Genomic DNA, 24,060 nt, shown 5'->3' on the forward strand with positions numbered 1-24,060 from the left:
CGCCCGCATCACGCGTTGCTTGTCGCGGGCCGCGCCGCGCGCGACCCCCGGGCGGCAGCGCATGCATCTCGCGCCGCCGCGCGCATGGATACCCGCTTGCAGGAATCGAGGTCAGGCGTGCCGGTTGTGCGCCCGCATCACGCGCTGCTTGTCGCGGGCCCAGTCCCGATCCTTCGCCACCTGCCGCTTGTCGTGGCTCTGCTTGCCCTTCGCCAGCGCCAGTTCGGCCTTGACCTTGTTGCCCTTCCAGTACAGCGCGGTCGGCACCAGGGTGTAGCCGTCGCGCTGCACGCGGCCGATCAGGTTGTCGATCTCGCGCCGGTGCAACAACAGCTTGCGGGTGCGGTGGGCGTCGGCGACGACGTGCGTGGAGGCCTGGATCAGCGGCGTGATCTGGGCCCCGAACAGGTACAGTTCGCCGTCGCGCACGACCGCGTAACTCTCGCCGATGTTCGCGCGGCCGGCGCGGATCGCCTTGAGCTCCCAGCCCTGGAGGGCCATGCCCGCCTCGAATCGCTGCTCGAGGTGGTAATCGTGGCGCGCGCGCTTGTTGAGGGCGATGGTGCGGTCGCCGTTTGCCTTATCCTTGCCGCTCTGCTTGGCCATGCCGCCATTGTCCCCGAAGCCGGTCACGTACGCGAGCCACATGCCCACGATCGAACGCAGCGCGCTGGTGGAACACTCCGTGAACCGGATGTTCGCCCTGGTGAACGACATCGCCGCCTATCCCCGCCGCTTCGAATGGTGCGAGCACGCCGAGGTGCTGGAGGCGGGGGACGCGCGGGTCCTCGCCAGGCTCGAACTCGGGATCGGCGGCTTCCGGACCTGGTTCACCACCGAGAACACGCTCTCGCCGCCGCACCACATCGACATGGACCTGCACGACGGGCCGTTCAGGCGGTTGCGGGGACGCTGGCAGTTCCACGCGCTGGACGAGGCCGCGTGCAAGGTCTCGCTGTCGCTCGACTTCGAGCCGCAGAGCAGCCTGATGCTGCCGGTGCTGTCGCTGGGGCTGCGCGGGCTGGCCGACCGCATGGTCGACGACTTCGTGCGCGTGGCCGACACCGAGGCCTGACGTGCGCGTACAGGTGATCAGGGCCTGGCGCGAGCGTTTCGAAGCGCAGGAGCTCGATCTGCCGGAAGGCGCGAACGTCGCCGACGCGCTGGCGGCGACCAGGATCGCGCAGGCCGGACTCGCGGGCTATGCCATCCACGGCGAGCGCACCACGCGGGACGCGCCGCTGCACCACGGGGACAGGCTGGAACTGCTGGAGCCGCTGCTGGCGGATCCGAAGGACAACCGGCGCCGCCGCGCCCGTGCGCAGGCGGACAAGCCGGCGCGCTAGCGGCGCTGCTGGTTGCCCTTTTCCTTGGGCAGGTTGCCGAAGCGGCGCATGCGCTCGGACAACTCCTTGTCCTGCTCGGCGAAGTACTCGCCTTCCCACTTCGCCAGCTGGTCGTTCTCGAACCACAGGGTCATGTTCCTGACCTCGGTGTGGCCGCGGCGGTTGAGCCGCTGGGTCGCGGTGTAGTCCCAGCGCTGGTGGTGGAACGGATCGGCGATCGACGGGGTGCCGAGCAGGGTCAGCACCTGCTGCTTGTCCATGCCGACCTGGAGCTGGTCGATGGCCGACTTCTCGATGAGGTTGCCCTGGTAGATCGGCTGCTTGTAGAGCATGCCGCAGCCGGCGGTGGCCATGGCGATCAGGAGGGCGAGCGCGATGCGGGACATGGGCATGAAGCAGGGGCCTGCGAGGATCGGCTGGGGTGGCGCGATGATACACTCCACCGCGCGCATCGCGACCGGCGTCCAGGCAGCTGGCGCTAAACCGCCCGTGAACGGAGACCCCATGGAATCGATGGATTTGCGCAAGGCCGGGCTGAAGGTGACGCATCCGCGGATGCGCATCCTCGAGCTGCTCGAACTCAAGACCCCGCGCCAGCACATGACCGCCGAGGACATCTACCGGCAGCTGCTCGAGCAGGGCGACGAGATCGGCCTGGCCACCGTGTATCGCGTCCTGACCCAGTTCGAGGCCGCCGGCCTCGTGGTCAAGCACAACTTCGAGGGCGGCCACGCCCTGTACGAGATCGACCGCGGCGACCACCACTACCACATGGTCGACGTCGGCACCGGCCACATCACCGAGTTCGAGAGCCCCGAGATCGTGGCCCTGCTCAACAAGATCGCCGGCGAGCATGGCTATGCGCTCGACGAGCATTCGCTGGTGCTGTACGTGCGCAGGAAGCGCTGAGCCCGGGTCCGGACGCAGCGCGCGCATCGGGCGCATCGGGCCCGGTCATTCCGTTCCACGGCGCGCCCTCGGGCGCCCCCGCCGCAAGGATTCCCCGACGGCGGCGACGCCAGCGGAAAGCCGCCGGGCGGGTTGCCTCAGCCGGCGTTCCCGAGCAGCCGCTTCGCCGCCGCCCGCGCTTCCTTCGAGACCTCGACCCCGCCGAGCATCCGCGCCAGTTCCTCCTGGCGCTGCTTCGCATCGAGGCGCTGCACCGCACTGTGGGTGAGGCCGTCGCGGTCGGCCTTGCTGACCCGGTAATGGGCATGGCCCTGGGCGGCGACCTGCGGCAGGTGGGTGACGCACAGCACCTGGCGGCTGTCGCCGAGCGCACGCAGCTTCTGGCCGACGATCTCCGCGACCGCGCCACCGATGCCCGAGTCCACCTCGTCGAACACCATCGTCGGCACCGCGTCCGAGCCGAGCGCGGCGACCTCGATCGCCAGCGAGACGCGCGAGAGCTCACCGCCCGACGCCACGCGCCGCAGCGGCCTGGGCGGCTGCCCGGCGTTGGCCGAGACCAGGAATTCGACGCGCTCGCCGCCCTGCGGGTCGGGGCGGTCGCGATCGACCGGCTCCAGCGCCACCTCGAAGCGGCCGCCACCCATCCCGAGTTCGCCGATCAGCCCGGTGGTGGCCTGGGACAGGCGTCCGGCGGTCGCAGCGCGTGCCAGGCCCAGGGCGTCGGCGGCCTCGCGCCATGCGCCGGCGGCGGTCGTGATCTCGCCATCGAGCACCTGCAGCCGCGTGCCGGCCTCGCGCAGCGATTCGAGTTCGGCAGCGAACGCGGCCCGGGTGTCGGCCAGCGCCTCCGGCGCGACCCGGTGCTTGCGCGCCAGTTCGTGCAGACGCGCCAGGGTGGCGTCCATCGCCTCGAACCGGACCGGATCCAGGTCGAGGTCGTCGCGCACGCGCTGCAGCAGCAGCGCGGCCTCGTCGATCTGGATCGCGGCCGACTCGAGCATGGCGTCGACTTCCTCCAGCCTGGGCTCGTGCGCACGCTCGCGCGACAGGCCGCCGCGCAGCTGCTGCAGGCGCCGCTCGAGCGACGGGCCTTCGTCGTCTCCGGACAGGCCCGACAGCGTTTCATCGCAGGCCGCGATCAGGCTGGCCGCGTGCGCATGCCGGCGGTGTCCCGCGACCAGCGTCTCCAGCGCCTCGGGGCGGAGGTCCTCCCGCTCGAGCTCGCCGAGCTGGTGCTGCAGCCAGTCGATCCGCTCGGACACGTCGCCGGTCCTGGACAGCGCATCGCGCTCGCGCAGCAGGGCGCTCCAGCGTGCGGCCGCCTCGCGCACCGCCGCCAGGGGCGCGTCGTGACGGCCGAAGGCGTCGAGCAGGGCGAGCTGGCTGGACTTTTCCAGCAGCGCCTGGTGTTCGTGCTGGCCGTGGATCTCGACCAGCAGCCCCGCCAGTTGCGAGAGCTGCGACAGGGTCGCGGGCCGGCCGTTGATCCACGCGCGCGAACCGCCGTCGGCGCGCAGGGTCCGACGCAGGGTGCAGGCCTGTCCGTCGTCGAACTCCTGCTCGCGCAGCCAGTCGAGCGCGGCCGGCGCGTCGGCGGGGTCGAAGTCGGCATGCAGTTCCGCGCGCGCCGCGCCATGCCGGACCATGCCGGCGTCGGCGCGCAGGCCGGACAGGAAGCCGAGCGCGTCGACCAGCAGCGATTTGCCGGCGCCGGTCTCGCCGGAAATCACCGTCATGCCCGGGCCGAATTCGAGTTCGGAGGCCGAGACGACGGCGAAATCGCGAAGGGTGAGGCGCCTGAGCATGGTCGGGCATTGTAGTGCGCGCGTTCTCAACCGCCGAGACGCAATGCGGGCAGCGCGCAGTCCGCGCCGGACCGGGGATCGGCGCGGCGAGGCCGCATGGTCGTCCGGGTGTCGCGTGCACTCCGGCCCTCGCCCTGCCGCGCACCCGTGGCACCTTCGCCGCGGGCCGCCCGGCTGCCGGCCGGCTTGCGCAGGGCGGAATCCCCCGTCGCTTGCTCCGCACGGACGATCGGCGATCTAATCGCGGCGATGGCCGTCCCTCCGCCCCGTACCCACCTCGACCCGCGCGCGCGGCAACTGCTGCGCACGCTGATCGCGCGGCACATCCGCGACGGCGGGCCGGTGGGCTCGCAGACCCTGGCCCGCCATTCGGGACTGGACGTGAGTCCGGCGACGATCCGCAACATCCTCGCCGACCTCGAGGACCAGGGGCTGCTGTCGGCGCCGCATACCTCGGCCGGACGGATCCCCACCGCCCAGGGCTACCGGGTGTTCGTCGATTCGCTGCTGCAGGTGCAGCCGCTGCCCAATGCGGAGATGGCGCGGCTGCGCGGCGAACTGGCCGGCGGTTCGGGGACCACCCAGTCGCTGCTCGGCAGCGCCTCGGAACTGGTCTCGGCGATGACCCATTTCGTCGGCGTGGTGTCGGTGCCCAGGCGCGAACAGTTCGCCTTCCGCCACATCGATTTCGTGCCGCTCGACGGGCAGCGGGTGATGGCGATCCTGGTGTTCGCCGACCATGACGTGCAGAACCGCATCATCCAGACCCGCCGCCCCTACGACGGTTCCGAACTGGAGCGGGTCGCCAACTACCTGAATGCGCACTTCGCCGGGCGGCCGGTGGCCGAGATCCGCGCCACCCTGGTGCACGAGTTGCAGGCCGCGCGCGACGAGATGGAAGCGCTGCTCTCGCACACGGTGGAACTGGCCGAGCAGGCCCTGGCCCCGGCCGACAGCGACGACATGCTGGTCGCCGGCCAGACCCGGCTGATCGGGGTGCAGGACCTGTCCGACCTCGACCGCCTGCGCGAGCTGTTCGAGGCATTCGCCCGAAAGCGCGAGATCCTGCAGTTGCTGGAGCGCACGATCCGGGCGCCCGGCGTGCGCATCTTCATCGGCGAGGAGACCGGGCTGGCGCCGCTGGAGGGTGTCTCCCTGGTGACCGCGCCCTACGGCGCCGGCGGCAGGGTGCTGGGGGTGCTGGGCGTGATCGGCCCCACACGGATGGCCTACGAACGCGTGATCCCGGTGGTGCAGGCGGCCGCCGACGTGCTCGGCGCCGCCTTGAATCCGGAACCGCCGGCCCCATAGCTGGCGGGTCGGCGGCCAGACGACCGCCCAGCCAACGCCAGGACATGACCACCGAACCCATGCAGGACGCCGCCACCGCGGCCGAGGAAGAACACGGCGCCGAAGGCCGGATCCAGGCCCTCGAGGCCGAACTTGAACAGCTTCGCGCGCAGTCGCTGCTCGACCGCGCCGACATCGAGAACCAGCGCAAGCGCCTCGAGCGCGACGTGCGCAACGCCTGCCGCTTCGCCAACAAGCAGTTGCTGGGCGAACTGCTGCCGGTGTTCGACAGCCTCGAGGCCGCGCTCAACACCGCCCCCGCCGAGGACCCGCTGCGCGACGGGGTGGTGCTGACCCTGCGCGAACTCACGCGGGTCTGCGAGAACGCCGGCCTGGTCGAGGTCGCCCCGGCGCCCGGCGACGGTTTCGATCCCGACCGCCACCAGGCGATGAGTGCGGTCGAGACCGCGGACGTGGCCCCGGGGGCGGTCGTCCAGGTGTTCCAGAAGGGCTACATCCTCAACGAACAGCTGCTGCGCCCGGCGCTCGTCGCCGTGGCCAAGCACGACTGATCCTGAAACATCCGCCCGGCGACGCTTGAAGCGCCGTCGCGGCAGCCCCAGATACGCGTCATCGGCGGCAGCGCCGCCCACCAGACCAGATTCCAGAGGGAACCATCATGGCAAAGATCATCGGCATCGACCTCGGCACGACCAATTCGTGCGTGGCGATCATGGACGGCGGCAAGGCCAAGGTCATCGAGAACAGCGAGGGCGACCGCACCACGCCGTCGATCGTGGCCTACACCAAGGACGGCGAAGTGCTGGTCGGCGCGAGCGCCAAGCGCCAGGCCGTCACCAACCCCAAGAACACCTTCTACGCGGTCAAGCGCCTGATCGGCCGCAAGTTCGGCGACGCCGAGGTCAAGAAGGACCTCGACCTGGTGCCGTACGCGATCATAGAGCACGACAACGGCGATGCCTGGGTCGCGACCAGCGACGGCAGGAAGCTCTCGGCGCAGGAAGTGTCCGCGCGCATTCTCGAGAAGATGAAGAAGACCGCCGAGGATTACCTGGGCGAGAAGGTCACCGAGGCCGTCATCACGGTCCCGGCCTACTTCAACGACAGCCAGCGCCAGGCGACCAAGGACGCCGGCAGGATCGCCGGCCTCGACGTCAAGCGCATCATCAACGAGCCGACCGCCGCGGCGCTGGCTTACGGCCTGGACAAGGCCGGTGGCGACCGCAAGATCGCGGTCTACGACCTCGGTGGCGGCACCTTCGACGTGTCGATCATCGAGATCGCCGAAGTCGATGGCGAGAAGCAGTTCGAGGTGCTGGCCACCAACGGCGACACCTTCCTCGGCGGCGAGGACTTCGACAAGCGCGTGATCGATTACCTGGTCGAGGAGTTCCAGAAGGACCAGGGGATCGACCTGCGCAAGGATCCGCTGGCCCTGCAGCGCCTGAAGGACGCGGCCGAGCGCGCCAAGATCGAACTGTCCAGCGCGCAGCAGACCGAGGTCAACCTGCCGTACGTCACCGCCGACGCGTCGGGCCCGAAGCACCTGAACATCAAGCTCACCCGGGCCAAGCTCGAGGCGCTGGTGGACGACCTGGTGAAGAAGACCATCGACCCGTGCAAGGTCGCGCTCAACGATGCCGGCCTGCGCGCCAGCGACATCGCCGAGGTCATCCTCGTGGGTGGCCAGACCCGCATGCCGCGGGTGCAGGCGGCGGTGAGCGAGTTCTTCGGCAAGGAGCCGAAGAAGGACGTCAACCCGGACGAGGCCGTGGCGATCGGCGCCGCGGTGCAGGGCGGCGTGCTGGCCGGCGACGTCAAGGACGTGCTGCTGCTGGACGTGACCCCGCTCAGCCTGGGCATCGAGACCCTGGGCGGCGTGTTCACCAAGATCATCGAGAAGAACACGACGGTGCCGACCAAGGCCTCGCAGACCTTCTCCACCGCCGAGGACAACCAGTCCGCGGTGACCGTGCACGTGCTGCAGGGCGAGCGCGAGCAGGCCCGCTACAACAAGTCGCTGGCCCGCTTCGACCTGACCGGCATCGACGCCGCGCCGCGCGGCATGCCGCAGGTGGAGGTGTCGTTCGACATCGACGCCAACGGCATCGTCCACGTGACGGCCAAGGACAAGAAGACCGGCAAGGAGCAGAAGGTCGAGATCAAGGCCGGTTCCGGCCTGTCGGACGACGAGATCCAGCGCATGGTCGCCGATGCCGAAGCGCATCGCGAGGAGGACAAGAAGTTCCAGGAACTGGTCGGCGCCCGCAACCAGGCCGACGCGTTGATCCACAGCGCGCGCAGCGCGATCAAGGACAACGGCGACAAGGTGCCGGGCGACGTCATCGGTCGTGTCGAGGGCGCGATCGCCGAGGTCGAGACCGCGATGAAGGGCGACGACAAGGGCCAGATCGAGGCCAAGACCAGGGGACTGGAAGAGGCCGCGCAGGCGCTGTTCGCGGCCGCCGCGGCCGCACAGCAGCCGGGCGCCGATGCCGGCGGTCCGGCGGCGTCGAACAACGACGACGTGGTCGACGCGGAGTTCACCGAGGTCAAGGACGACGAGAAGAAGCAGTGATTGGTGATTGGTGACTGGTGATTGGAAGAAGCGGGGTTTCGGCTCCGCTTTTTCCATCACGATCCCCTGGAGTCCGCTTTCGCCGTTCCGAATCACCAATAACGAATCACGAATCCCGTCTCCATGAAACGCGACTACTACGAAGCCCTCGGCGTCCCGCGCGATGCCAGCGAGGAGGACCTGAAGAAGGCCTATCGCCGCTGCGCGATGAAGTTCCACCCGGACCGCAATCCGGGCGACCACGAGGCCGAGATGCGCTTCAAGGAGTGCAAGGAAGCCTACGAGGTGCTGTCCGACGGCGGCAAGCGCCGCCTCTACGACCAGCACGGCCACGCCGCGTTCGAGCACGGCATGGGCGGCGGCAACGCGGGCCCCGGCGGCTTCGGTGGCGCCGACATGGGCGACATCTTCGGCAACATCTTCGGCGGTGGCGGCGCGCGTGGCGGGCCGCGGCGCGGTGCCGACGTCGGCTACGTGATGGAACTCGATCTCGAGGAAGCCGTGGCCGGCCTGGAGAAGCGCATCGAGATCCCGACCCTGGCCGAATGCGGCGACTGCGCCGGCACCGGCTCGGAAGACCGCAAGCTCGAGACCTGCGGCACCTGCCACGGACGCGGCCAGGTGCGCTTCCAGCGCGGCATCTTCTCGATGCAGCAACCGTGCCCGCATTGCCACGGACGCGGCCAGACCATCGCCAACCCCTGCAAGACCTGTCACGGCAATGGCCGCGTCGAGGAGGAGAAGGTGCTCTCGGTGAAGATCCCGGCGGGCGTCGACAACGGCGATCGCATCCGCCTGGCGGGGGAGGGCGAGGCCGGCCCGGCCGGTTCGTCTCCCGGGGACCTGTACGTGGAGGTCCGGGTGCGTCCGCACCCGATCTTCGAACGCGACGGCGACGACCTGCACTGCGAAGTGCCGATCCGCTTTTCGCAGGCCGCGCTGGGCGACGCGGTGCGCGTGCCGACCCTCGGCGGCGAGGCGGAGATCCGGGTTCCCGCCGAAACCCAGACCGGCCGGGTCTTCCGCCTGCGCGACAAGGGCGTGAAGTCGGTGCGCAGCCGCGCGCCGGGCGACCTGTACTGCAAGGTGGTGGTCGAAACGCCGGTCAACCTGACGCCCGAACAGCGCGACCTGCTCGACAGGTTCGAGGCCACCTTCGTCGGCGACGGTGCGCGTCGGCATTCGCCGAAATCCAGCACCTTCGTCGACGGCGTGCGCGGCTTCTGGGAGCGCATGACCTCCTGATGCAGCGTCTCCCCGCCGCGTTCGGGGGCGACCGGCCGGCAGTCGGGCAATGCGGCCCTGCAACTTGACAGCCCACCATGCCGGTGGGAGGGTCGGCCTGTCCGCGATGGGCGCCGCATGCGTGGCGCCCGCAAGGGGGGGCGGAGGATGCCAAGGAAGCAGGCGGCCATGCAGTTGCTTGTCGAAAAGCGTCGTCGGCGCGCCGCACAGGACGCGGGCACCGGCCTGTCGGATGCGGAGGCGCTGTCGCTGTTGACGCGGGTGGTCGAGGCGCAGGGCGCGATCATGGCCTCCGGGCCCGGCCCGTCGGACGTGCTGGCCGCGCTGACCCTGCACGCACAGGAACTGACCGGCGCCGGAGGCGCCGTCCTGGAGATCCGCGACGGCGATGCGATGGTCTACTGGTTCGCTTCCGGCATGGCGGAAGCGCAACTGGGACTGCGCATTCCCGTCGCCGGCAGCCTGTCGGGCCTGAGCATGGAGCGCGGCTGCTTGCTGCGCTGCGACGACAGCGAGCAGGACGCGCGGGTCGATCGCGACGCCTGCCGGCGCGTGGGACTGCGCTCGATGGTGGTCGTGCCGCTGCAGTTCGGCGACCAGCCCGTCGGCGTGCTCAAGGTCGCCTCGCGCGAGCCGCATTGTTTCGGCCCCGCGGAAACGCTCGCGCTCGAGCACCTGGCCACGCTCGCCGGCGCCAGCCTGCATCGTGCGGTCGAAGCCTCGCGCCGGGAGGCGGAAGTCGCCGCCGGTGCGGGGAACCGAGCCGATCGCGACAGCGGGGACGAAGCGGCCCGGCGGCGCCTGACCCGGCTGCTGCGCGACGGTCGCCTGCGCGTGGCGAGGCAGCCGATCGTCCGCATGACGGACGGTACCGTCGTCGGCTGGGAAGCGCTGGCGAGGTTTCCGGAGGAATACGGCCTGCCGACCGACACCTGGTTCCGGGATGCCGCCCGCTGCGGGCGGAGCGTGGAACTGGAACTGGCGGCGCTGCGCGCGGCGCTGGCCGACCCGCTGCCGGCCGGTGACGCCTACCTTTCGTTGAACGTATCGCCCGAGGTCGCGTGCAGCGACGCGCTCGACCAGGTGCTGGGCGATGTCGATCCGGCCCGGATCGTGCTCGAGATCACCGAGCACACCGCGGTCGAGGACTACCCGAGGCTTGCCGCCCGGCTGTCGGCGTTGCAGGCGCGCGGCTTCCGCATCGCGGTGGACGATACCGGCGCCGGCTTCTCCAGCCTGCGACACGTGCTCACGCTCGCGCCCGACATCATCAAGCTCGACATGAGCCTGGTGCGCGGCGTCGACCTCCGTCCGCGGCTGCAGTCGCTGATCGCGGCGCTGTGTACCTTCGCCGAAGGCACGCAGGCGACCCTGGTCGCGGAGGGTGTCGAAACCGACGCCGAGTCGCGGACGTTGCGGCGGATCGGCGTGGCGTGCGGGCAGGGCTACTTCATCGGGGCGCCGCAGCTGACCTGATCGGCTTCGCCCGGGCAGCGAGGGGCTTGTCGGCGGGTGGCGCGCACGGCTAGCCTGCGGCCATGGACAAACCCGTACGAATACTGGTCCACGGTGCCTCCGGCCGCATGGGGCAGGCGCTGCTGCGGCTTGCGTCGGGCATGAAGGACGTGAGCGTGGTGGCCGCGGTCCAGCGTTCGGTCGGCCAGCGCGTGGTCGACGGGACGCCGCATTTCGCCGCGTCCGAGCTTGCGGGCACGCCGGCGTTCGATGTCGCGGTCGATTTCAGCCTGCCAGAAGGCTTCGATGCCGTCCGCGCCCTTTGCGAGGCGCGCGGCGCGGCGCTGGTGTCCGGCACCACCGGCCTGTCCGATGCACAGCGCGCCGCGCTCGATGCCGCCGCCGGCCGTATCCCGGTGCTGTGGCAGGCCAACTTCAGCGTCGGCGTCGCGGTGCTGGACGAACTGGTCGAGCGCGCGGCGACGGCGCTCCCGGGCTGGGACTGCGACATCGTCGAATCGCACCACGCGCACAAGCGCGATGCGCCTTCCGGCACCGCGCTGGCGCTGGGCGCGTCCGCGTCTCGCGGCGGTGCCACGCCGCGCTACGCAAGCCTGCGCGCGGGCGACATCGTCGGCGAACACCTGGTGCAGTTCGCGACCATGGGCGAACGGATCGAGCTGGTCCATCGCGCAGGCAACCGCGACATCTTCGCGCAGGGCGCGCTGCAGGCGGCGATCAGGCTGGTGCGGCGCCCCCCGGGACGCTACGGGCTGCGCCAGCTGCTGTTCGACTGAGCCGGACTAGTCTTGTTCGAGCAGTTGCTCGAAGCGTGCGACCGCGGACTTGCCGCGGACCTCGCCCAGCATCCGCCGCGAGCGCGTGAGCAGGTCCTCGAGCGCCTCGGCCGACTTCACTTCCTCCAGCCGCATCGCGAGGTCCTCGCCCATCGGTCCGAGCAGATCGCTGACCGCGCGTGCCGCCCGGCGGCCACGTTCGCGCAGGTCGGCGGTGGTGGTGGGCGGCCCGGCCGGCACGGCGGCGGGTTTCGATGCGGCAGGGGCGGGGGCCGCCGCCGCAGGACCGCCGGTGGACACCACCAGGCCATGGGCCTGCAGCCCTTCCAGCAGCGCCAGGGCGTCCGGGAACCCCGATACGCCACGCAGCTCGGCCACGCTGCGTTGGCCGTCGACCAGGATCAGCAACCGCCGCTGGCGGATGTCCAGGCCCGCCTTGCGCTCCCCGATTTCCTGTTGCCCGGCGGGCGTCTTGGCATACACGGTCTTGTCGTTCATGGCCCCCCCGGGCGCACGGCTTTCGCCGCCGGAATCAACTTAGCCTGCGTCCCGGGGCTTGTACAGCGGGTTTTCCTTTTCGGCCGTCGCCCGGTATCATTCCCGCTCGCCTGATTCCCCCCGCCTCCGGACCGGTTCCGCCCGCTCCGGCGGTTTTTTGCAACCTCACGTAGGCGAAGCCAGTGACCGAAACCGCAATCCTCGTCCTCGAAGACGGCACCGTATTCGAGGGCGTTTCCGTGGGCGCGAACGGCCTGTCGGTCGGCGAGGTGGTGTTCAACACCGCCATGACCGGCTACCAGGAAGTGCTCACCGATCCCTCGTACGCGCGCCAGCTGGTGACGCTCACCTATCCGCACATCGGCAACACCGGCTGCACGGACCAGGACGACGAAGCCCGCAAGGTCTGGGCCTGTGGCCTGATCGTGCGCGACGTGCCGCGCCGGCCCAGCAACTGGCGCAGCGAGGTCGCGTTGCCGGAATGGCTGCGCGCGCGCGGGCTGGTCGCGATCTCGGGGATCGACACCCGCAAGCTCACCCGCCTGCTGCGCGATCGCGGATCGCAGAACGGCGCGCTGATGGCCGGCGAGGTCGACGTGGACAAGGCGCTGGAGGCCGCGCGCAAGTTCCCCGGCCTCAAGGGCATGGACCTGGCGAAGGAAGTCAGCACCGCGAAGACGTATGCCTGGACCGAAGGCTCGCTGGATCTCGACACGAACGCGTTCGGGGCCACGCCGCCGAAGTTCAGGGTGGTCGCCTACGACTACGGCGTGAAGCACAACATCCTGCGCATGCTCGCCGAACGCGGATGCGAGCTCACCGTGGTCCCCGCGCAGACGCCGGCCGAAGAAGTGATGGCGATGCGCCCCGACGGGGTGTTCCTGTCCAACGGTCCTGGCGATCCGGAACCCTGCGACTACGCCATCGCCGCGATCCGCACGTTCGTCGCGCGGAAGGTGCCGCTGTTCGGCATCTGCCTGGGCCACCAGTTGCTGGGACTGGCCGCGGGCGCCAGGACCTCGAAGATGCCGCACGGCCACCACGGCGCGAACCATCCGGTGCAGGACCTCGACAGCGGCCGGGTGATGATCACCTCGCAGAACCACGGCTTCGCGGTGGACGAATCGACGCTGCCGGCCAACGTGCGCGTCACCCACCGCTCGCTGTTCGACGGCACCAACCAGGGCATCGAGCTGACCGACGCGCCCGCGTTCTCGTTCCAGGGCCACCCGGAAGCCTCGCCGGGCCCGCACGACGTCTCACCGCTGTTCGACCGCTTCGTGGCGTCCATGTCGAACCACTCCGCAGGAAGCAACTGATGCCCAGGCGCACCGACATCAAGACCGTGCTGATCATCGGCGCCGGGCCGATCGTGATCGGGCAGGCGTGCGAGTTCGACTACTCCGGTGCGCAGGCCTGCAAGGCGCTGCGCGAGGAAGGCTTCCGCGTGGTCCTGGTCAACAGCAACCCGGCCACGATCATGACCGACCCGGACATGGCCGACGCGGTCTACATCGAACCGATCAACTGGCAGACGGTCGAGAAGATCATCGCCAAGGAGAAGCCCGACGCGCTGCTGCCGACGATGGGCGGGCAGACCGCGCTCAACTGCGCGCTCGACCTGGCCGACAACGGCGTGCTGGAGAAGTACGGCGTCGAGCTGATCGGCGCCAAGCGCGAGGCCATCATGATGGCCGAGGACCGCGAGCTGTTCCGGGTTGCGATGGGCGAGATCGGCCTGGAATGCCCGAAGGCCGAGGTGGCGCGCTCGTTCGAGCAGGCGGTCGACATCCAGACCCGCGTCGGCTATCCGACCATCATCCGCCCGAGTTTCACCCTGGGCGGATCCGGGGGCGGCATCGCCTACAACCGCGAGGAGTTCGAGGACATCGTCAAGCGCGGGCTCGAGCTCTCGCCGGTGGGCGAAGTGCTGGTCGAGGAATCGGTGCTGGGCTGGAAGGAGTTCGAGATGGAGGTGGTCCGCGACACCGCGGACAACTGCATCATCGTCTGCTCGATCGAAAACCTCGACCCGATGGGCGTGCACACCGGCGACAGCATCACCGTCGCCCCGGCGCAGACCCTGACCGACAAGGAATACCAGCGCCTGCGCGATGCCTCGATCGCGGTGCTGCGCAAGATCGGCGTGGATACCGGCGGCTCCAACGTGCAGTTCGGGATCAACGCCCAGACCGGCCGCGTGGTCGTGATCGAGATGAATCCGCGCGTGTCGCGGTCCTCGGCCCTGGCGTCCAAGGCCACAGGCTTCCCGATCGCCAAGGTCGCGGCCAAGCTGGCGGTGGGCTACACGCTCGACGAATTGCGCAACGAGATCACAGGTGGCCGCACCCCGGCCTCGTTCGAGCCGTCTATCGACTACGTCGTCACCAAGATCCCGCGCTTCGCGTTCGAGAAGTTCCCGCAGGCCGATGCGCGCCTGACCACGCAGATGAAGTCGGTCGGCGAGGTGATGGCGATGGGCCGCACCTTCCAGGAGTCGGTGCAGAAGGCGCTGCGCGGGCTGGAGACCGGCAAGGTCGGCTTCGATCCCACCGGCCTGGACCTGGCCGACGAGACCGACCTGGCGACGTTGCGGCGCGAGGTGAAGGAGCCTGGCCCGGAGCGGCTGTTCTACCTCGCCGACGCGTTCCGCGCCGGGCTGTCGGTGGAAGAGGTGCACGCGCTGTCGTTCGTGGATCCCTGGTTCCTCGACCAGATCGAGGAGATCATCGCGGTCGAGGGCGAAGTGGCGGCGGCCGGGATCGACGCGCTCGGCGGCGCGCGCCTGCGCGCGCTCAAGCGCATGGGTTTCTCCGACGCCCGGCTCTCGCAGCTGGTCGGCAGCGACGAACAGGCGGTGCGGGCGCTGCGGCGCGCGCACGGCGTGCGCCCGGTGTACAAGCGCGTCGACTCCTGCGCGGCCGAGTTCGCCACCAGCACCGCCTACCTGTACTCGACCTACGAGGACGAGTGCGAAGCCGAGCCGACCGATCGCGACAAGATCATGGTCCTGGGCGGCGGACCGAACCGGATCGGGCAGGGCATCGAGTTCGACTACTGCTGCGTGCACGCCGCGCTGGCGCTGCGCGAGGACGGGTACGAGACCATCATGGTCAACTGCAACCCGGAGACCGTCTCGACCGACTTCGACACCTCCGACCGCCTGTACTTCGAGCCGCTCACGCTCGAGGACGTGCTGGAGATCGTCGAGCTGGAGAAGCCCAAGGGCGTGATCGTGCAGTACGGCGGCCAGACTCCGCTCAAGCTCGCGCGCGCGCTCGAAGCCAACGGCGTGCCGATCATCGGCACTTCGCCCGAGTCGATCGACCTGGCGGAGGACCGCGAGCGCTTCCAGCAGCTGGTCGAACGGCTCGGCCTGCGGCAGCCGCCGAATCGGACCGCCCGCAGCGCAGACGAGGCGCTGGTGCTGGCGCGGGAGATCGGCTACCCGCTGGTGGTGCGCCCGAGCTACGTACTCGGCGGCCGCGCGATGGAGGTGGTGCACGCCGATGTCGACCTCGCCCGCTACATGCGCGACGCGGTCAAGGTGTCGAACGATTCGCCGGTGCTGCTCGACCGCTTCCTCGACAACGCGGTGGAAGTCGACATCGACGTGATCGCCGATCGTGAAGGCAACGTGCTGATCGGCGGCGTGATGGAGCACATCGAGGAGGCCGGCGTGCATTCGGGCGACTCGTCGTGCTCGCTGCCGCCGTACTCGCTGCCCGCCGAAGTCCAGGCGCAGTTGCGCGAACAGGTGGTCGCGCTCGCGCGCGCGCTGGATGTGATCGGGCTGATGAACACCCAGTTCGCGGTGCAGCTCGGGGACGACGGCGAGCACGTGATCTTCCTGCTGGAAGTCAATCCGCGCGCATCGCGCACGGTGCCGTTCGTGTCCAAGGCGACGGGCCTGGCGCTGGCCAAGATCTCGGCGCGCTGCATGGCCGGCAAGACCCTGGCCGAGCAGGGCGCCACGCGCGAGATCGTGCCCGACTACTTCTCGGTCAAGGAGGCGATCTTCCCGTTCGCCAAGTTCCAGGGCGTCGACCCGATCCTCGGCCCGGAGATGCGTTCGACCGGCGAGGTGATGGGCGTGGGCCGGAACTTCGGCGCCGCGTTCGCGCGCGCGCAGGAGGCGGCCAACATCAAGGCCCCGCCGGCCGGCGGCAAGGCCTTCGTCTCGGTACGCGATCCGGACAAGCAGCGGGTGCTGCCGGTGGCGCGCGACCTGGTGGAGCGTGGCTACGCGATCGTCGCCACCGCGGGCACCGCCAGCTGGTTGCGCGAGCACGGCATCGACTGCGAGCAGGTCAACAAGGTGCTCGAGGGCCGGCCGCACATCGTCGACCTGATCAAGAACGGCGAGATCTCCTACATCGTCAACACCACCGAGGGGCGCCAGGCGATCGCGGACTCGTTCTCGATCCGGCGCGAGGCGCTGCAGCAGCGTGTCACCTATTCGACCACGGTTGCCGGTGCCCGGGCCTTGCTGCATTCTCTGGACTATCGCGGCAGCGGCCCGGTGTGGGCGCTGCAGGAACTGCACGAAACCTTGCGCACGGACGGCTGAGAGGGACGGAATCGAATGAGAGCACCCATGACCATGGCCGGCGCGCAACGCCTGCGCGCCGAGCTCGAGGAACTGAAGTCGGTCAAGCGCCCAGCGGTGATCAACGCGATCGCCGAGGCGCGCGCGCACGGCGACCTCAAGGAGAATGCCGAGTACCACGCCGCGCGCGAGCAGCAGGGCTTCATCGAGGGCCGCATCAAGCAGCTCGAGGGCGAGCTGTCGCACGCCGACGTCATCGACGTGTCCAAGCTCGATGCCGGCGACAAGGTGGTGTTCGGCGCCACCGTGACCATCGCCGACGTCGAGACCGACGAGGAACGGCGCTACCAGATCGTCGGCGACCTCGAGGCCGACATCAAGCTGGGCCTGATCGCGATCTCCTCGCCGGTGGCGCGGGCGCTGATCGGCAAGCACGAAGGCGACAGCGTCACCATCGAGGCGCCCGCCGGCGCGCGGGAATTCGAGATCGTCGGCGTGAGCTACGGCGGCTGAGCCTGCCTTGACGCCGGCCTCCGCCACGCTGCTGCTGCCGGCCGCGCGCCGGCTCGGCGCGCAGGCGCTGTCGGCGCCGGTCGCGACCGCGCTGGGGCGTGCCGATGTCGCGCAGGGCCTGGATGCCGGGCGTCGCGCGCAACTGCTGCGGTACCTTCGGCTGGTCCCGAACCACTGGCCGGTGGCGGCGCTGACGCGGCAGTTCGACGCGGGCGACGCGGCCGGATCGACATGGCTGCGCGCGGATCCGTGCCGGGTCCAGCCCGACATCAACGGGGCACGGCTGCTCGGCGTCGGCGCAGCGCTGGGCGTGGAAGCCGCGGACGTGGCCCAGTTGTTGCCGGCGCTGCGGCCGCTGTTCGGCGACGCCGGATTCCCGATCGACGCGCCGACCCCGTCGCGCTGGTACCTGCGGCTGCCGCCCGGGTCCAGGCTCCCCGGGTTCAGCGAGCCGGACGAGGCGCTGGGCGCGGACCTGTTCGAGCACCTGGCCGAAGGGCCGGAAGGACGCCGCTGGCGCAGCCTGCTGAGCGAGGCCCAGGTGGTGCTGCACAACCATCCGTGGAACGCACGGCGCGAGGCTGAGGGCAAGCCGCCGATCAACTCGCTGTGGTTCTGGGGCGGCGGCGTGCTGCCCGACCATGTCCTGTCCGCGCATGCGGCCTTCCACAGCGACGAGGAGCTCGGCACCGCGTTCGCCGCCGCCGCGGGCATCCATCGGCCGCTGCCGGCCAGGTTCGCACCGCCGGACGCCGATGCGGTGTTCGACCTGGTCGCCGCGCGCGATTGCGCCGCGCTGGAGCGGGACTGGCTGCAACCTGCGCTGGCCTCCGTGCGCATCGGCGGGATCGGCACGCTGCGTCTCGACACCGCCGACGGGGTGGTGTTCACGATCGCACGCAGCCAGCGCTGGCGCTTCTGGCGTCGACCCCGGCCGGGTTTCGGCGCCGGATGACGCCACGCATCCGCCGGCGCGCGGTCGACGTGCGCGGCGACTGGCCCGACGACGTGCTGCCGCTGCTGCGGCGCGTCTATGCCGCGCGCGGGGTCGACGACCCCGTACTGGCACGACCGAAGCTCGCGCAACTGCTGCCGCCCGATGCGCTCGGCGGTCTCGAAGCCGCGGTCGCGCTCCTGGCGGATGCGATCGCGCACGGCGCCCGCATCCTCGTCGTCGGCGACTTCGACGCGGACGGGGCCACCGCCTGCGCGCTCGCGGTGCGCGGCCTGCGCATGCTCGGCGCGCGCGACGTGGTTCACGCGGTGCCGAACCGGATGGTGCACGGCTACGGTCTGTCGCCGGCGCTGGTCGAGGAACTCGCACCGCTGGCCCCCGACCCCGGGTCAGGCCCGGGGCAGGCCCTGCTGGTCACCGTCGACCACGGCGTCGCCTGCCTCGCGGGCGTCGCCGCGGCGAAGGCACGTGGCTGGCGCGTGCTGGTCACCGACCACCACCTTCCGGGCGAGGCGTTGCCGCCCGCGGACGCGATCGTCAACCCGAACCTGCGCGGCGACGCATTCGCCTGCAAGGCGCTGGCCGGGGTCGGCGTGATCTTCTACGTGTTGCTGGCGCTGCGCCGGCAGCTGCGCGACGCCGGCGCGTTCGCCGGCGAGGTTCCCGACCTGTCGACGTTGCTCGACCTGGTCGCCGTGGGGACCGTCGCCGACCTGGTGCCGCTGGACGCGACCAACCGGGCGCTGGTCGCCGCCGGCCTGCGGCGACTGCGTGCGGGGCAGGGCTGCGCCGGCCTGCAGGCGCTGATCGAGGTATCCGGGCGCACGGCCGCGACGCTGACGGCGGCGGACATCGCCTTCGCGGTCGCGCCCCGGCTCAATGCCGCGGGCCGGCTGCAGGACATGTCGCTGGGCATCGAATGCCTGCTCAGCGACGATCCGCCGCACGCACGCGAGCTGGCCGGGCAACTGCACCGGATCAACGCCGAGCGCCGCGGTGTCCAGCAGGCGATGGTCGATGAAGCCGAAGCGGCGCTGGCGGCGATGGCGCCGCCCGCCGCAGGCGACGCGGCGGTGGCGGTGTGCCTGTTCGATCCAGGCTGGCATGCCGGCGTGGTCGGGCTGGTGGCGTCGAAGCTCAAGGAACGCCTGCATCGGCCGGTGATCGCGTTCGCGCCCTCGGAGCCCGACGGCAACGAGTTGCGCGGTTCCGCCCGCTCGATCGCCGGCCTGCACATCCGCGATGCGCTGGCCGCGGTGGATGCCTTGCATCCCGGGCTGGTCGGGCGTTTCGGCGGGCACGCGATGGCCGCGGGCCTGAGTCTGGAGCGGGATCGTTTCGCCGCCTTCGAGCGGGCCTTCGGCGAGGTGGTGCGCGCCATGCTCGACCCGGCGCTGCTGCAGGCGGAACTGCTCAGCGATGGCGAACTGGCGCCGGACGAGTTCGATCGCCGCCACGCGGACGCGCTCCGCGACGGTGGTCCGTGGGGGCAGGGCTTTCCCGAACCGCTGTTCGACGGCCTGTTCGACGTGTCGCAGTGGCGCCTGGTGGGCGAGCGCCACCTCAGGATGGTGCTGCGCGGCCCCGGCGCGTGCGGTCCGCTCAACGCGATCCATTTCGGCGGCTGGAGCGGCGAGCCGCCTCCGGCGCGCTGCCGCATCGCCTTCCGCCTGGCACCGGACGACTGGCGCGGACCGCGCGCGATCCAGCTGGTGGTCGAGCATCGCGAGCCGGCCTAGCGCGGTGGCGCTGCGTTCCAGGCGCGTGCCGGGGCGGCATGCTCTCCTGTCCAGCGACGGAGAGGCGTGCCATCGGCCGGTGAATGTTTCAGGACTCCGCGGTCACGCTTCGGGCCGGGGACGTGGTTGCCGCCTCCGACCGCGCCGGGTCGCGATACTTCAGGCCGAACAGCGGGCGCAGCGGCGGGATGCGACGGATCGCCTCGTACCCGGCGAAACACAGGCCGAAGGTCAGCACCACCAGCAGCGGGCCTTCCAGCAGCGGCGGCAGGTCCAGCGGCCTGGCATGGTAGGCCAGCAGCACGATGATGGTCTGGTGCAGGATGTAGACGGGGAAGATGGCCCGGGTCAGGTAGCGCAGGGCAGGGCTGTCGGACGGCGCCAGGTGTCGGGCGAAGCCGAGGATGGCGACGATCGCGCACCACTGGTTCAGTCCCCAGGCCGCGCGCATCGCCAGGCGCAGGGCCTGCGGCGGCTCGACTTCGCGGAAATGCTGGAAGTAGGCGATCACCGCCAGCCAGCTCGCGAGCCACAGTGCGAGCGCCAGCCAGCGCCGGCGGACCATCGCCTCCCACACGCCCTCGGCGCGCGCGATCGCGAACCCGAGCAGGAAGATCGCGAAGTACTGGACGTGGTTGTACCAGTCGTCGACCAGCGCGTGGGTGGGTTCGAACCGGCCGATCAGCGCCACCCGGGCGAGGGCGAAGAACGCGATCGGCCAGAGCAGGATGCCGACGCCCGACGACAGGCCGTTCGCCAGCCGCTCGCCGGCAGCCGCGAGCGCGCGGGGAGCGAACCGTGCCAGCAGCCATACCGCGACCGTGTAGACCCACAGGTAGGCGACGAACCATAGGTGGTTCCAGGTCGGCAGGATCAGGCAGTCGTCGCCCCTGCAGAAGCTGTCGTCGGCCGCGAGGTAGCGGCCCCAGAACGCCAGATAGCCGTCGTGGTAGCCGCCCGGCAGCTTGTCCACGACTTCGTAGTAGGACTGCGGCGGCACGATCACCAGCATGCCGAACGCCAGCGGCACCAGCAGCCGCCACGAGCGCGCCCCCAGGAAGCGCAGGCGGCTGCCGTCGCGGGTGGCGGCCGCGCGCGCCTTGCCCAGCAGGAACGCCGTCGCCGCGCCGGAGACCAGGAACAGCAGCGCCAGGCGCCAGGGCGAGCTGAGCATCATGAAGGGCTCCAGCGCGGGGCTGGCGTGCGGGCTGTCGACGTGCCATTCCCAGGTCACGTAGTACATGCCGACGTGGTAGAGCACCAAAAGGGCGAAGGCGAGGACGCGGACCCAGTCGAGATCGTGGCGGCGTGGCATGGCGGGTTCCCTGGAAAGTCGCCACCAGCATCCGCATCGCGGCGGGCAGGCCAAGGCCGCAGTGATCGTGCGACCGGCCGCGGGGACGAATGGCGGCCCGCCGGGACGAACCGTGGCCACCCCTTCGTCACGCGCCCTTAGAATGCGCGCATGCCATCCACCGCGCGGACCGCCTACGAACGCTATCGTCCCTGGCGGCCCTGGGTGGAGATCGGGGCGTTCGCGGCGATCCTCGTCTCCAACGCCGTGGGCAATACCGTCACCACCTGGATCGACCTCAACCGCTCACAGCCGGGCAGGGTGCCGCTGTGGGAGCCTGCGGTCTGGGAGGGCAGCAGCGCGCTGCTGTGGGCGCTGCTCATCCCATTGATCGCCGCGCTCACCTGGCGCTGGCCGACCCACTGGGACAACTGGCGGCAGCGCCTGCCGCTGCACCTGGCCGCCAGCGCGGCGGTGTGCGTGGCGCACGTGCTCGGCATGGTCGGCCTGCGCATCCTCGCGTACCGCTGGCAGGGCATGGACTACGAGTTCGGCCCGTGGCCGCGGGAACTGGTCTACGAGTACCTCAAGGACGTGCGCTCGTACGCCGGCATTGTCCTGATCATCGAGATCTACCGGCTGCTGCTGCGTCGCCTGCAGGGCGAGGCCAGCTTCCTCGACGCGCCCGACGATGCGCCCCCGGTGGAATCGGTGGAACGTCCGGACCGCTTCCTGGTGCGCAAGCTCGGACGCGAGTTCCTGGTCGCCGCCCACGACATCGAGTGGCTGCAGGCCTCGGGCAACTACGTGAACCTGCGCGTGCGCGGCCACGACTACCCGCTGCGCAGCACCGTCGCCGGGATCGAGGCCCGGCTCGATCCGGGACGCTTCCTGCGCATCCACCGCAGCTATATCGTCAACCTCGACCACCTGGCCTCGATCGAGCCGCTGGACACCGGCGACGCGCGCGTGCACCTCAGGGACGGCACCGTGCTGCCGGCCAGCCGACGCTATCGCGCGGAGCTTCGCGAGCGGCTGGGCGAAGGATGAGGTCGCGCCGATGCGAGGCGCGCCGGTGGTCGCCACCTCCTCGCGCCTTGCAATCGGCGCACGCGCTACTCCGGAGCGCCGCGCGGCCAGGCGAATCCGGGATGTCCCGCGGACACCAGCACATCGCCGCCCGCGATCGCCGCACTCGGGTCTTCCAGCACATCGTCGATCGCCGCCTGCGCGCCGCTGCGCCCCCACAACCCGACCCAGGTGTTGCGCCCACCGCGCTTGGCGGCATAGAGCGCGCGGTCGGCCAGGATGACCGCATCCGGCCAGTGGCCGGATGCGGCCCCCGCCGTCGCCCCGCCCGCCGGCGGGAATACCGGCGCGCCCGCGAAACCGATCGACACCGTGACCGTGCCGACGCCGCCGCCGAAGGTTGCGCCCGAGATCGCGAGCCGCAGCCGCTCCGCGGCTTCCGCCGCGCGCTGGCGATCCAGGCCGCGTTCGCCGACCAGGAATTCCTCGCCGCCCCAGCGGGCCACGACCGCGTCCGCACTGCAGGCGGCAGCCAGGGTCCTGGCGACCGTCACCAGCGCGGCGTCGCCGGCGCCGTGGCCCTGGCGGTCGTTGATGCCCTTGAATCCGTCGATGTCGATCAGGAACACCACCGCGCGCGCGTCGCCCGCATCGACCCGCGCCGGCACCATGGCATCGAGCCGCTTGCCGGCGGCGTGGCGGTTGAGCAGCTTGGTGAGGCTGTCCCGGGTGCTCAGGCTGCGCAGGCGGCGCGTGATCCGGCGCTGGTACACGAAGAATCCGAGGGCAAGCGCCACCAGCAGGCCCAGCGCCGCAATGGCGAGGTTGCGCTGCCGGCGCTCGTGCGAGGCCTCCAGGGCGCTGAGCGCACCCTGCTGGCGGGCCAGCACGAGTTCGTCGCGGTTGTGTTCGTCCACCAGCGTGGCCTGCACCCTCGCGATGCTGCCGAGCTGGATGGCGCGCAGACGACGCCACTGCTGGTCGTGCATCCCGGCGCTCGTCCGGTAGGCCTCGCGCCAGTTGCCCTGCGCGAGCAGGGCCGCGATCCTGAGTTCGAGCGCGTCCCGCCGTTCGGACGGGAAGGCACCGTCGGGCAGCAGTCCGAGCGCGCGCTCCACGTCGGCGAGCGCGCGTCCGGTGTCGCCTTCGTCCAGTGCCAGCTGCGCCTGCAGGACCGCACTGCGCGCGGCCCCGGACACGTCGCCGCCGGAGCGCTGCTGCGCAAACAGGCGTCCGAGCCGCGCGCGCGCGTCCGGCGCCGCCGAAAGCGCCGCCAGCTCCGCTTCCGAGCGCGCGGCCGTGACCGCATCCCCGGTGGCGCGTGCGGTGGCCAGCGCCAGCTCCATCTGCGCGGGCGCTTCTTCGCGACGGCCCATCCGCAGCAGGTTCAGCCCCCGGTTGTAGGACAGCACCGCCTTGCGCGTCGCGTTCGCGTCATTGATTTCCGCGGCGCGGCGGAACAGCTCCTCGGCCTCCTCGTAGGCAGCCAGCTCGTCGCCGTGGATCATCGCGATGTTGATCAGCGTCGTGACCTGCGCTTCCCAGGCATCCTCGCGCTCGGCCGCGCGCAGGCCGCGCTCGTAGGCCTGGAGCGCACCGGTGATGTCACCCGCCAGTTGCAGCGTCGCGCCCGCGTTGGACAAGGCCCGGAGTTCGAAGCCGGCCGGCATCGGCTGCGAAGCCAGCAGGGCCTCGACGGCATCCACCCCCGCCCGGGCCGCGTCCGCGTTGCCCATGATCGCGTGCGAAATGGCCCTGCACGCCTCGAACACCAGCGCGTCGGGCGGCGCCAGTCCACCCGACTCGAGCCGCTCGTCCGCCAGCCTGATCGCCGCCGCCTGATCGCTGTGGCGCAGCTGGTAGCACCGCCGGGCGTCGGGATCCAGCTCGTAGGGGGGCTGCGTGTCGCCGCGCAGCGGGGCCAGCACGAGCGTCAGGAGCAGCAGCCAGGTGCCAGGGAGGAGGACGGTCCGTTGCATCGTGACCCAGTTCGGTGAGTGGCCCGGCTCTCGGGGCAAGATTGCTAGAATCTCA

21 protein-coding genes are annotated in these 24,060 nt (G+C 70.7%); 15 read left to right on the plus strand and 6 right to left on the minus strand.

Going from position 1 to position 24,060, the window contains the following annotated elements; translation table 11 throughout:
- Window positions 1-111 precede the first annotated feature (111 nt).
- Window positions 112-606, minus strand: a complete 495-nt coding sequence (gene smpB / locus FZO89_RS16175) for an SsrA-binding protein SmpB (RefSeq protein WP_149104664.1) — start codon at window positions 604-606, stop codon at window positions 112-114.
- Between the two features lie 40 nt (window positions 607-646).
- Here smpB and FZO89_RS16180 point away from each other — a divergent pair, with 40 nt between their 5' ends.
- Complete coding sequence (locus tag FZO89_RS16180; protein ID WP_149104454.1) at window positions 647-1,075, plus strand: type II toxin-antitoxin system RatA family toxin; 429 nt, start codon at window positions 647-649, stop codon at window positions 1,073-1,075.
- 1 nt (window position 1,076) lies between these two features.
- A complete protein-coding gene (locus FZO89_RS16185) occupies window positions 1,077-1,346 on the plus strand; it encodes an RnfH family protein (RefSeq protein WP_149104455.1) in 270 nt (89 codons plus the stop codon).
- Here the strand turns inward: FZO89_RS16185 and FZO89_RS16190 are convergent.
- Entirely contained in the window at window positions 1,343-1,732 is a 390-nt protein-coding gene (locus FZO89_RS16190) for an outer membrane protein assembly factor BamE (protein WP_262378766.1), read from the minus strand. The genes FZO89_RS16185 and FZO89_RS16190 overlap by 4 nt on opposite strands.
- A 118-nt stretch (window positions 1,733-1,850) precedes the next feature.
- Here FZO89_RS16190 and FZO89_RS16195 point away from each other — a divergent pair, with 118 nt between their 5' ends.
- Window positions 1,851-2,255 (plus strand): Fur family transcriptional regulator, encoded by a 405-nt coding sequence (locus FZO89_RS16195; protein ID WP_149104457.1) that lies wholly within the window; start codon window positions 1,851-1,853, stop codon window positions 2,253-2,255.
- 137 nt (window positions 2,256-2,392) lie between these two features.
- On the opposite strand, the gene recN is transcribed toward FZO89_RS16195, so the two are convergent.
- A complete protein-coding gene (gene recN / locus FZO89_RS16200; protein ID WP_149104458.1) occupies window positions 2,393-4,063 on the minus strand; it encodes a DNA repair protein RecN in 1,671 nt (556 codons plus the stop codon).
- Between the two features lie 249 nt (window positions 4,064-4,312).
- On the opposite strand from recN, the gene hrcA reads away from it, so the two are divergent.
- From hrcA to dapB, 6 genes are all read left to right on the plus strand, one after another.
- Window positions 4,313-5,374 (plus strand): heat-inducible transcriptional repressor HrcA, encoded by a 1,062-nt coding sequence (gene hrcA / locus FZO89_RS16205; protein WP_149104459.1) that lies wholly within the window; start codon window positions 4,313-4,315, stop codon window positions 5,372-5,374.
- Window positions 5,375-5,418: 44 nt separating this feature from the next.
- Window positions 5,419-5,925, plus strand: a complete 507-nt coding sequence (gene grpE, locus FZO89_RS16210; RefSeq protein ID WP_149104460.1) for a nucleotide exchange factor GrpE — start codon at window positions 5,419-5,421, stop codon at window positions 5,923-5,925.
- 107 nt (window positions 5,926-6,032) lie between these two features.
- Complete coding sequence (gene dnaK / locus FZO89_RS16215; protein WP_149104461.1) at window positions 6,033-7,952, plus strand: molecular chaperone DnaK; 1,920 nt, start codon at window positions 6,033-6,035, stop codon at window positions 7,950-7,952.
- A gap of 123 nt (window positions 7,953-8,075) precedes the next feature.
- On the plus strand, window positions 8,076-9,197 hold the full coding sequence (gene dnaJ / locus FZO89_RS16220) for a molecular chaperone DnaJ (protein ID WP_149104462.1): 1,122 nt from the start codon (window positions 8,076-8,078) through the stop codon (window positions 9,195-9,197).
- Window positions 9,198-9,365: 168 nt separating this feature from the next.
- Window positions 9,366-10,673 carry a sensor domain-containing phosphodiesterase gene (locus FZO89_RS16225; RefSeq protein WP_187471229.1) on the plus strand — a complete coding sequence of 436 codons (1,308 nt, stop codon included), beginning with the start codon at window positions 9,366-9,368 and terminating at the stop codon, window positions 10,671-10,673.
- A 62-nt stretch (window positions 10,674-10,735) separates the two neighbouring features.
- Complete coding sequence (gene dapB / locus FZO89_RS16230) at window positions 10,736-11,449, plus strand: 4-hydroxy-tetrahydrodipicolinate reductase (protein ID WP_149104464.1); 714 nt, start codon at window positions 10,736-10,738, stop codon at window positions 11,447-11,449.
- A gap of 6 nt (window positions 11,450-11,455) precedes the next feature.
- Here dapB and FZO89_RS16235 read toward each other — a convergent pair whose 3' ends face one another.
- Window positions 11,456-11,947 (minus strand): hypothetical protein, encoded by a 492-nt coding sequence (locus FZO89_RS16235; RefSeq protein ID WP_149104465.1) that lies wholly within the window; start codon window positions 11,945-11,947, stop codon window positions 11,456-11,458.
- 182 nt (window positions 11,948-12,129) lie between these two features.
- On the opposite strand from FZO89_RS16235, the gene carA reads away from it, so the two are divergent.
- The 5 genes from carA to recJ are packed head-to-tail and all read left to right on the plus strand — an operon-like array spanning window position 12,130 to window position 19,703.
- Window positions 12,130-13,266, plus strand: coding sequence for a glutamine-hydrolyzing carbamoyl-phosphate synthase small subunit (carA, locus tag FZO89_RS16240; protein WP_149104466.1), 1,137 nt, complete (start codon window positions 12,130-12,132; stop codon window positions 13,264-13,266).
- The gene (gene carB / locus FZO89_RS16245) at window positions 13,266-16,517 is read left to right on the plus strand and encodes a carbamoyl-phosphate synthase large subunit (RefSeq protein WP_149104467.1); all 3,252 of its coding nucleotides are present in this window, start codon (window positions 13,266-13,268) and stop codon (window positions 16,515-16,517) included. The genes carA and carB overlap by 1 nt, the downstream gene beginning before the upstream one ends.
- A gap of 27 nt (window positions 16,518-16,544) precedes the next feature.
- Window positions 16,545-17,009: a transcription elongation factor GreA gene (greA, locus tag FZO89_RS16250; protein WP_187471230.1), complete on the plus strand. Its 465-nt coding sequence runs from the start codon at window positions 16,545-16,547 to the stop codon at window positions 17,007-17,009.
- A 7-nt stretch (window positions 17,010-17,016) separates the two neighbouring features.
- Window positions 17,017-17,964 (plus strand): phosphoglycerate mutase, encoded by a 948-nt coding sequence (locus FZO89_RS16255; RefSeq protein WP_149104469.1) that lies wholly within the window; start codon window positions 17,017-17,019, stop codon window positions 17,962-17,964.
- The gene (gene recJ, locus FZO89_RS16260; protein WP_149104470.1) at window positions 17,961-19,703 is read left to right on the plus strand and encodes a single-stranded-DNA-specific exonuclease RecJ; all 1,743 of its coding nucleotides are present in this window, start codon (window positions 17,961-17,963) and stop codon (window positions 19,701-19,703) included. Before FZO89_RS16255 ends, recJ begins: the two co-directional genes overlap by 4 nt.
- A gap of 88 nt (window positions 19,704-19,791) precedes the next feature.
- Here recJ and FZO89_RS16265 read toward each other — a convergent pair whose 3' ends face one another.
- Complete coding sequence (locus FZO89_RS16265) at window positions 19,792-21,018, minus strand: acyltransferase family protein (protein ID WP_149104471.1); 1,227 nt, start codon at window positions 21,016-21,018, stop codon at window positions 19,792-19,794.
- A gap of 150 nt (window positions 21,019-21,168) precedes the next feature.
- On the opposite strand from FZO89_RS16265, the gene FZO89_RS16270 reads away from it, so the two are divergent.
- A complete protein-coding gene (locus FZO89_RS16270; RefSeq protein WP_149104472.1) occupies window positions 21,169-22,047 on the plus strand; it encodes a LytTR family DNA-binding domain-containing protein in 879 nt (292 codons plus the stop codon).
- 65 nt (window positions 22,048-22,112) lie between these two features.
- On the opposite strand, the gene FZO89_RS16275 is transcribed toward FZO89_RS16270, so the two are convergent.
- Entirely contained in the window at window positions 22,113-24,005 is a 1,893-nt protein-coding gene (locus FZO89_RS16275) for a GGDEF domain-containing protein (RefSeq protein WP_149104473.1), read from the minus strand.
- Window positions 24,006-24,060 lie beyond the last annotated feature (55 nt).

Source organism: Luteimonas viscosa (assembly GCF_008244685.1).
GTDB lineage: Bacteria > Pseudomonadota > Gammaproteobacteria > Xanthomonadales > Xanthomonadaceae > Luteimonas > Luteimonas viscosa.

Coding starts and splice junctions, on each gene's coding strand:
- smpB (WP_149104664.1), bottom strand. CDS start 606: ATGGCCAAGCAGAGCGGCAAGGATAAGGCAAACGGCGACCGCACCATC.
- FZO89_RS16180 (WP_149104454.1), top strand. CDS start 647: ATGCCCACGATCGAACGCAGCGCGCTGGTGGAACACTCCGTGAACCGG.
- FZO89_RS16190 (WP_262378766.1), bottom strand. CDS start 1,732: ATGTCCCGCATCGCGCTCGCCCTCCTGATCGCCATGGCCACCGCCGGC.
- FZO89_RS16195 (WP_149104457.1), top strand. CDS start 1,851: ATGGAATCGATGGATTTGCGCAAGGCCGGGCTGAAGGTGACGCATCCG.
- recN (WP_149104458.1), bottom strand. CDS start 4,063: ATGCTCAGGCGCCTCACCCTTCGCGATTTCGCCGTCGTCTCGGCCTCC.
- hrcA (WP_149104459.1), top strand. CDS start 4,313: ATGGCCGTCCCTCCGCCCCGTACCCACCTCGACCCGCGCGCGCGGCAA.
- grpE (WP_149104460.1), top strand. CDS start 5,419: ATGACCACCGAACCCATGCAGGACGCCGCCACCGCGGCCGAGGAAGAA.
- dnaK (WP_149104461.1), top strand. CDS start 6,033: ATGGCAAAGATCATCGGCATCGACCTCGGCACGACCAATTCGTGCGTG.
- dnaJ (WP_149104462.1), top strand. CDS start 8,076: ATGAAACGCGACTACTACGAAGCCCTCGGCGTCCCGCGCGATGCCAGC.
- FZO89_RS16225 (WP_187471229.1), top strand. CDS start 9,366: ATGCAGTTGCTTGTCGAAAAGCGTCGTCGGCGCGCCGCACAGGACGCG.
- dapB (WP_149104464.1), top strand. CDS start 10,736: ATGGACAAACCCGTACGAATACTGGTCCACGGTGCCTCCGGCCGCATG.
- FZO89_RS16235 (WP_149104465.1), bottom strand. CDS start 11,947: ATGAACGACAAGACCGTGTATGCCAAGACGCCCGCCGGGCAACAGGAA.
- carB (WP_149104467.1), top strand. CDS start 13,266: ATGCCCAGGCGCACCGACATCAAGACCGTGCTGATCATCGGCGCCGGG.
- greA (WP_187471230.1), top strand. CDS start 16,545: ATGACCATGGCCGGCGCGCAACGCCTGCGCGCCGAGCTCGAGGAACTG.
- recJ (WP_149104470.1), top strand. CDS start 17,961: ATGACGCCACGCATCCGCCGGCGCGCGGTCGACGTGCGCGGCGACTGG.
- FZO89_RS16265 (WP_149104471.1), bottom strand. CDS start 21,018: ATGCCACGCCGCCACGATCTCGACTGGGTCCGCGTCCTCGCCTTCGCC.
- FZO89_RS16270 (WP_149104472.1), top strand. CDS start 21,169: ATGCCATCCACCGCGCGGACCGCCTACGAACGCTATCGTCCCTGGCGG.
- FZO89_RS16275 (WP_149104473.1), bottom strand. CDS start 24,005: ATGCAACGGACCGTCCTCCTCCCTGGCACCTGGCTGCTGCTCCTGACG.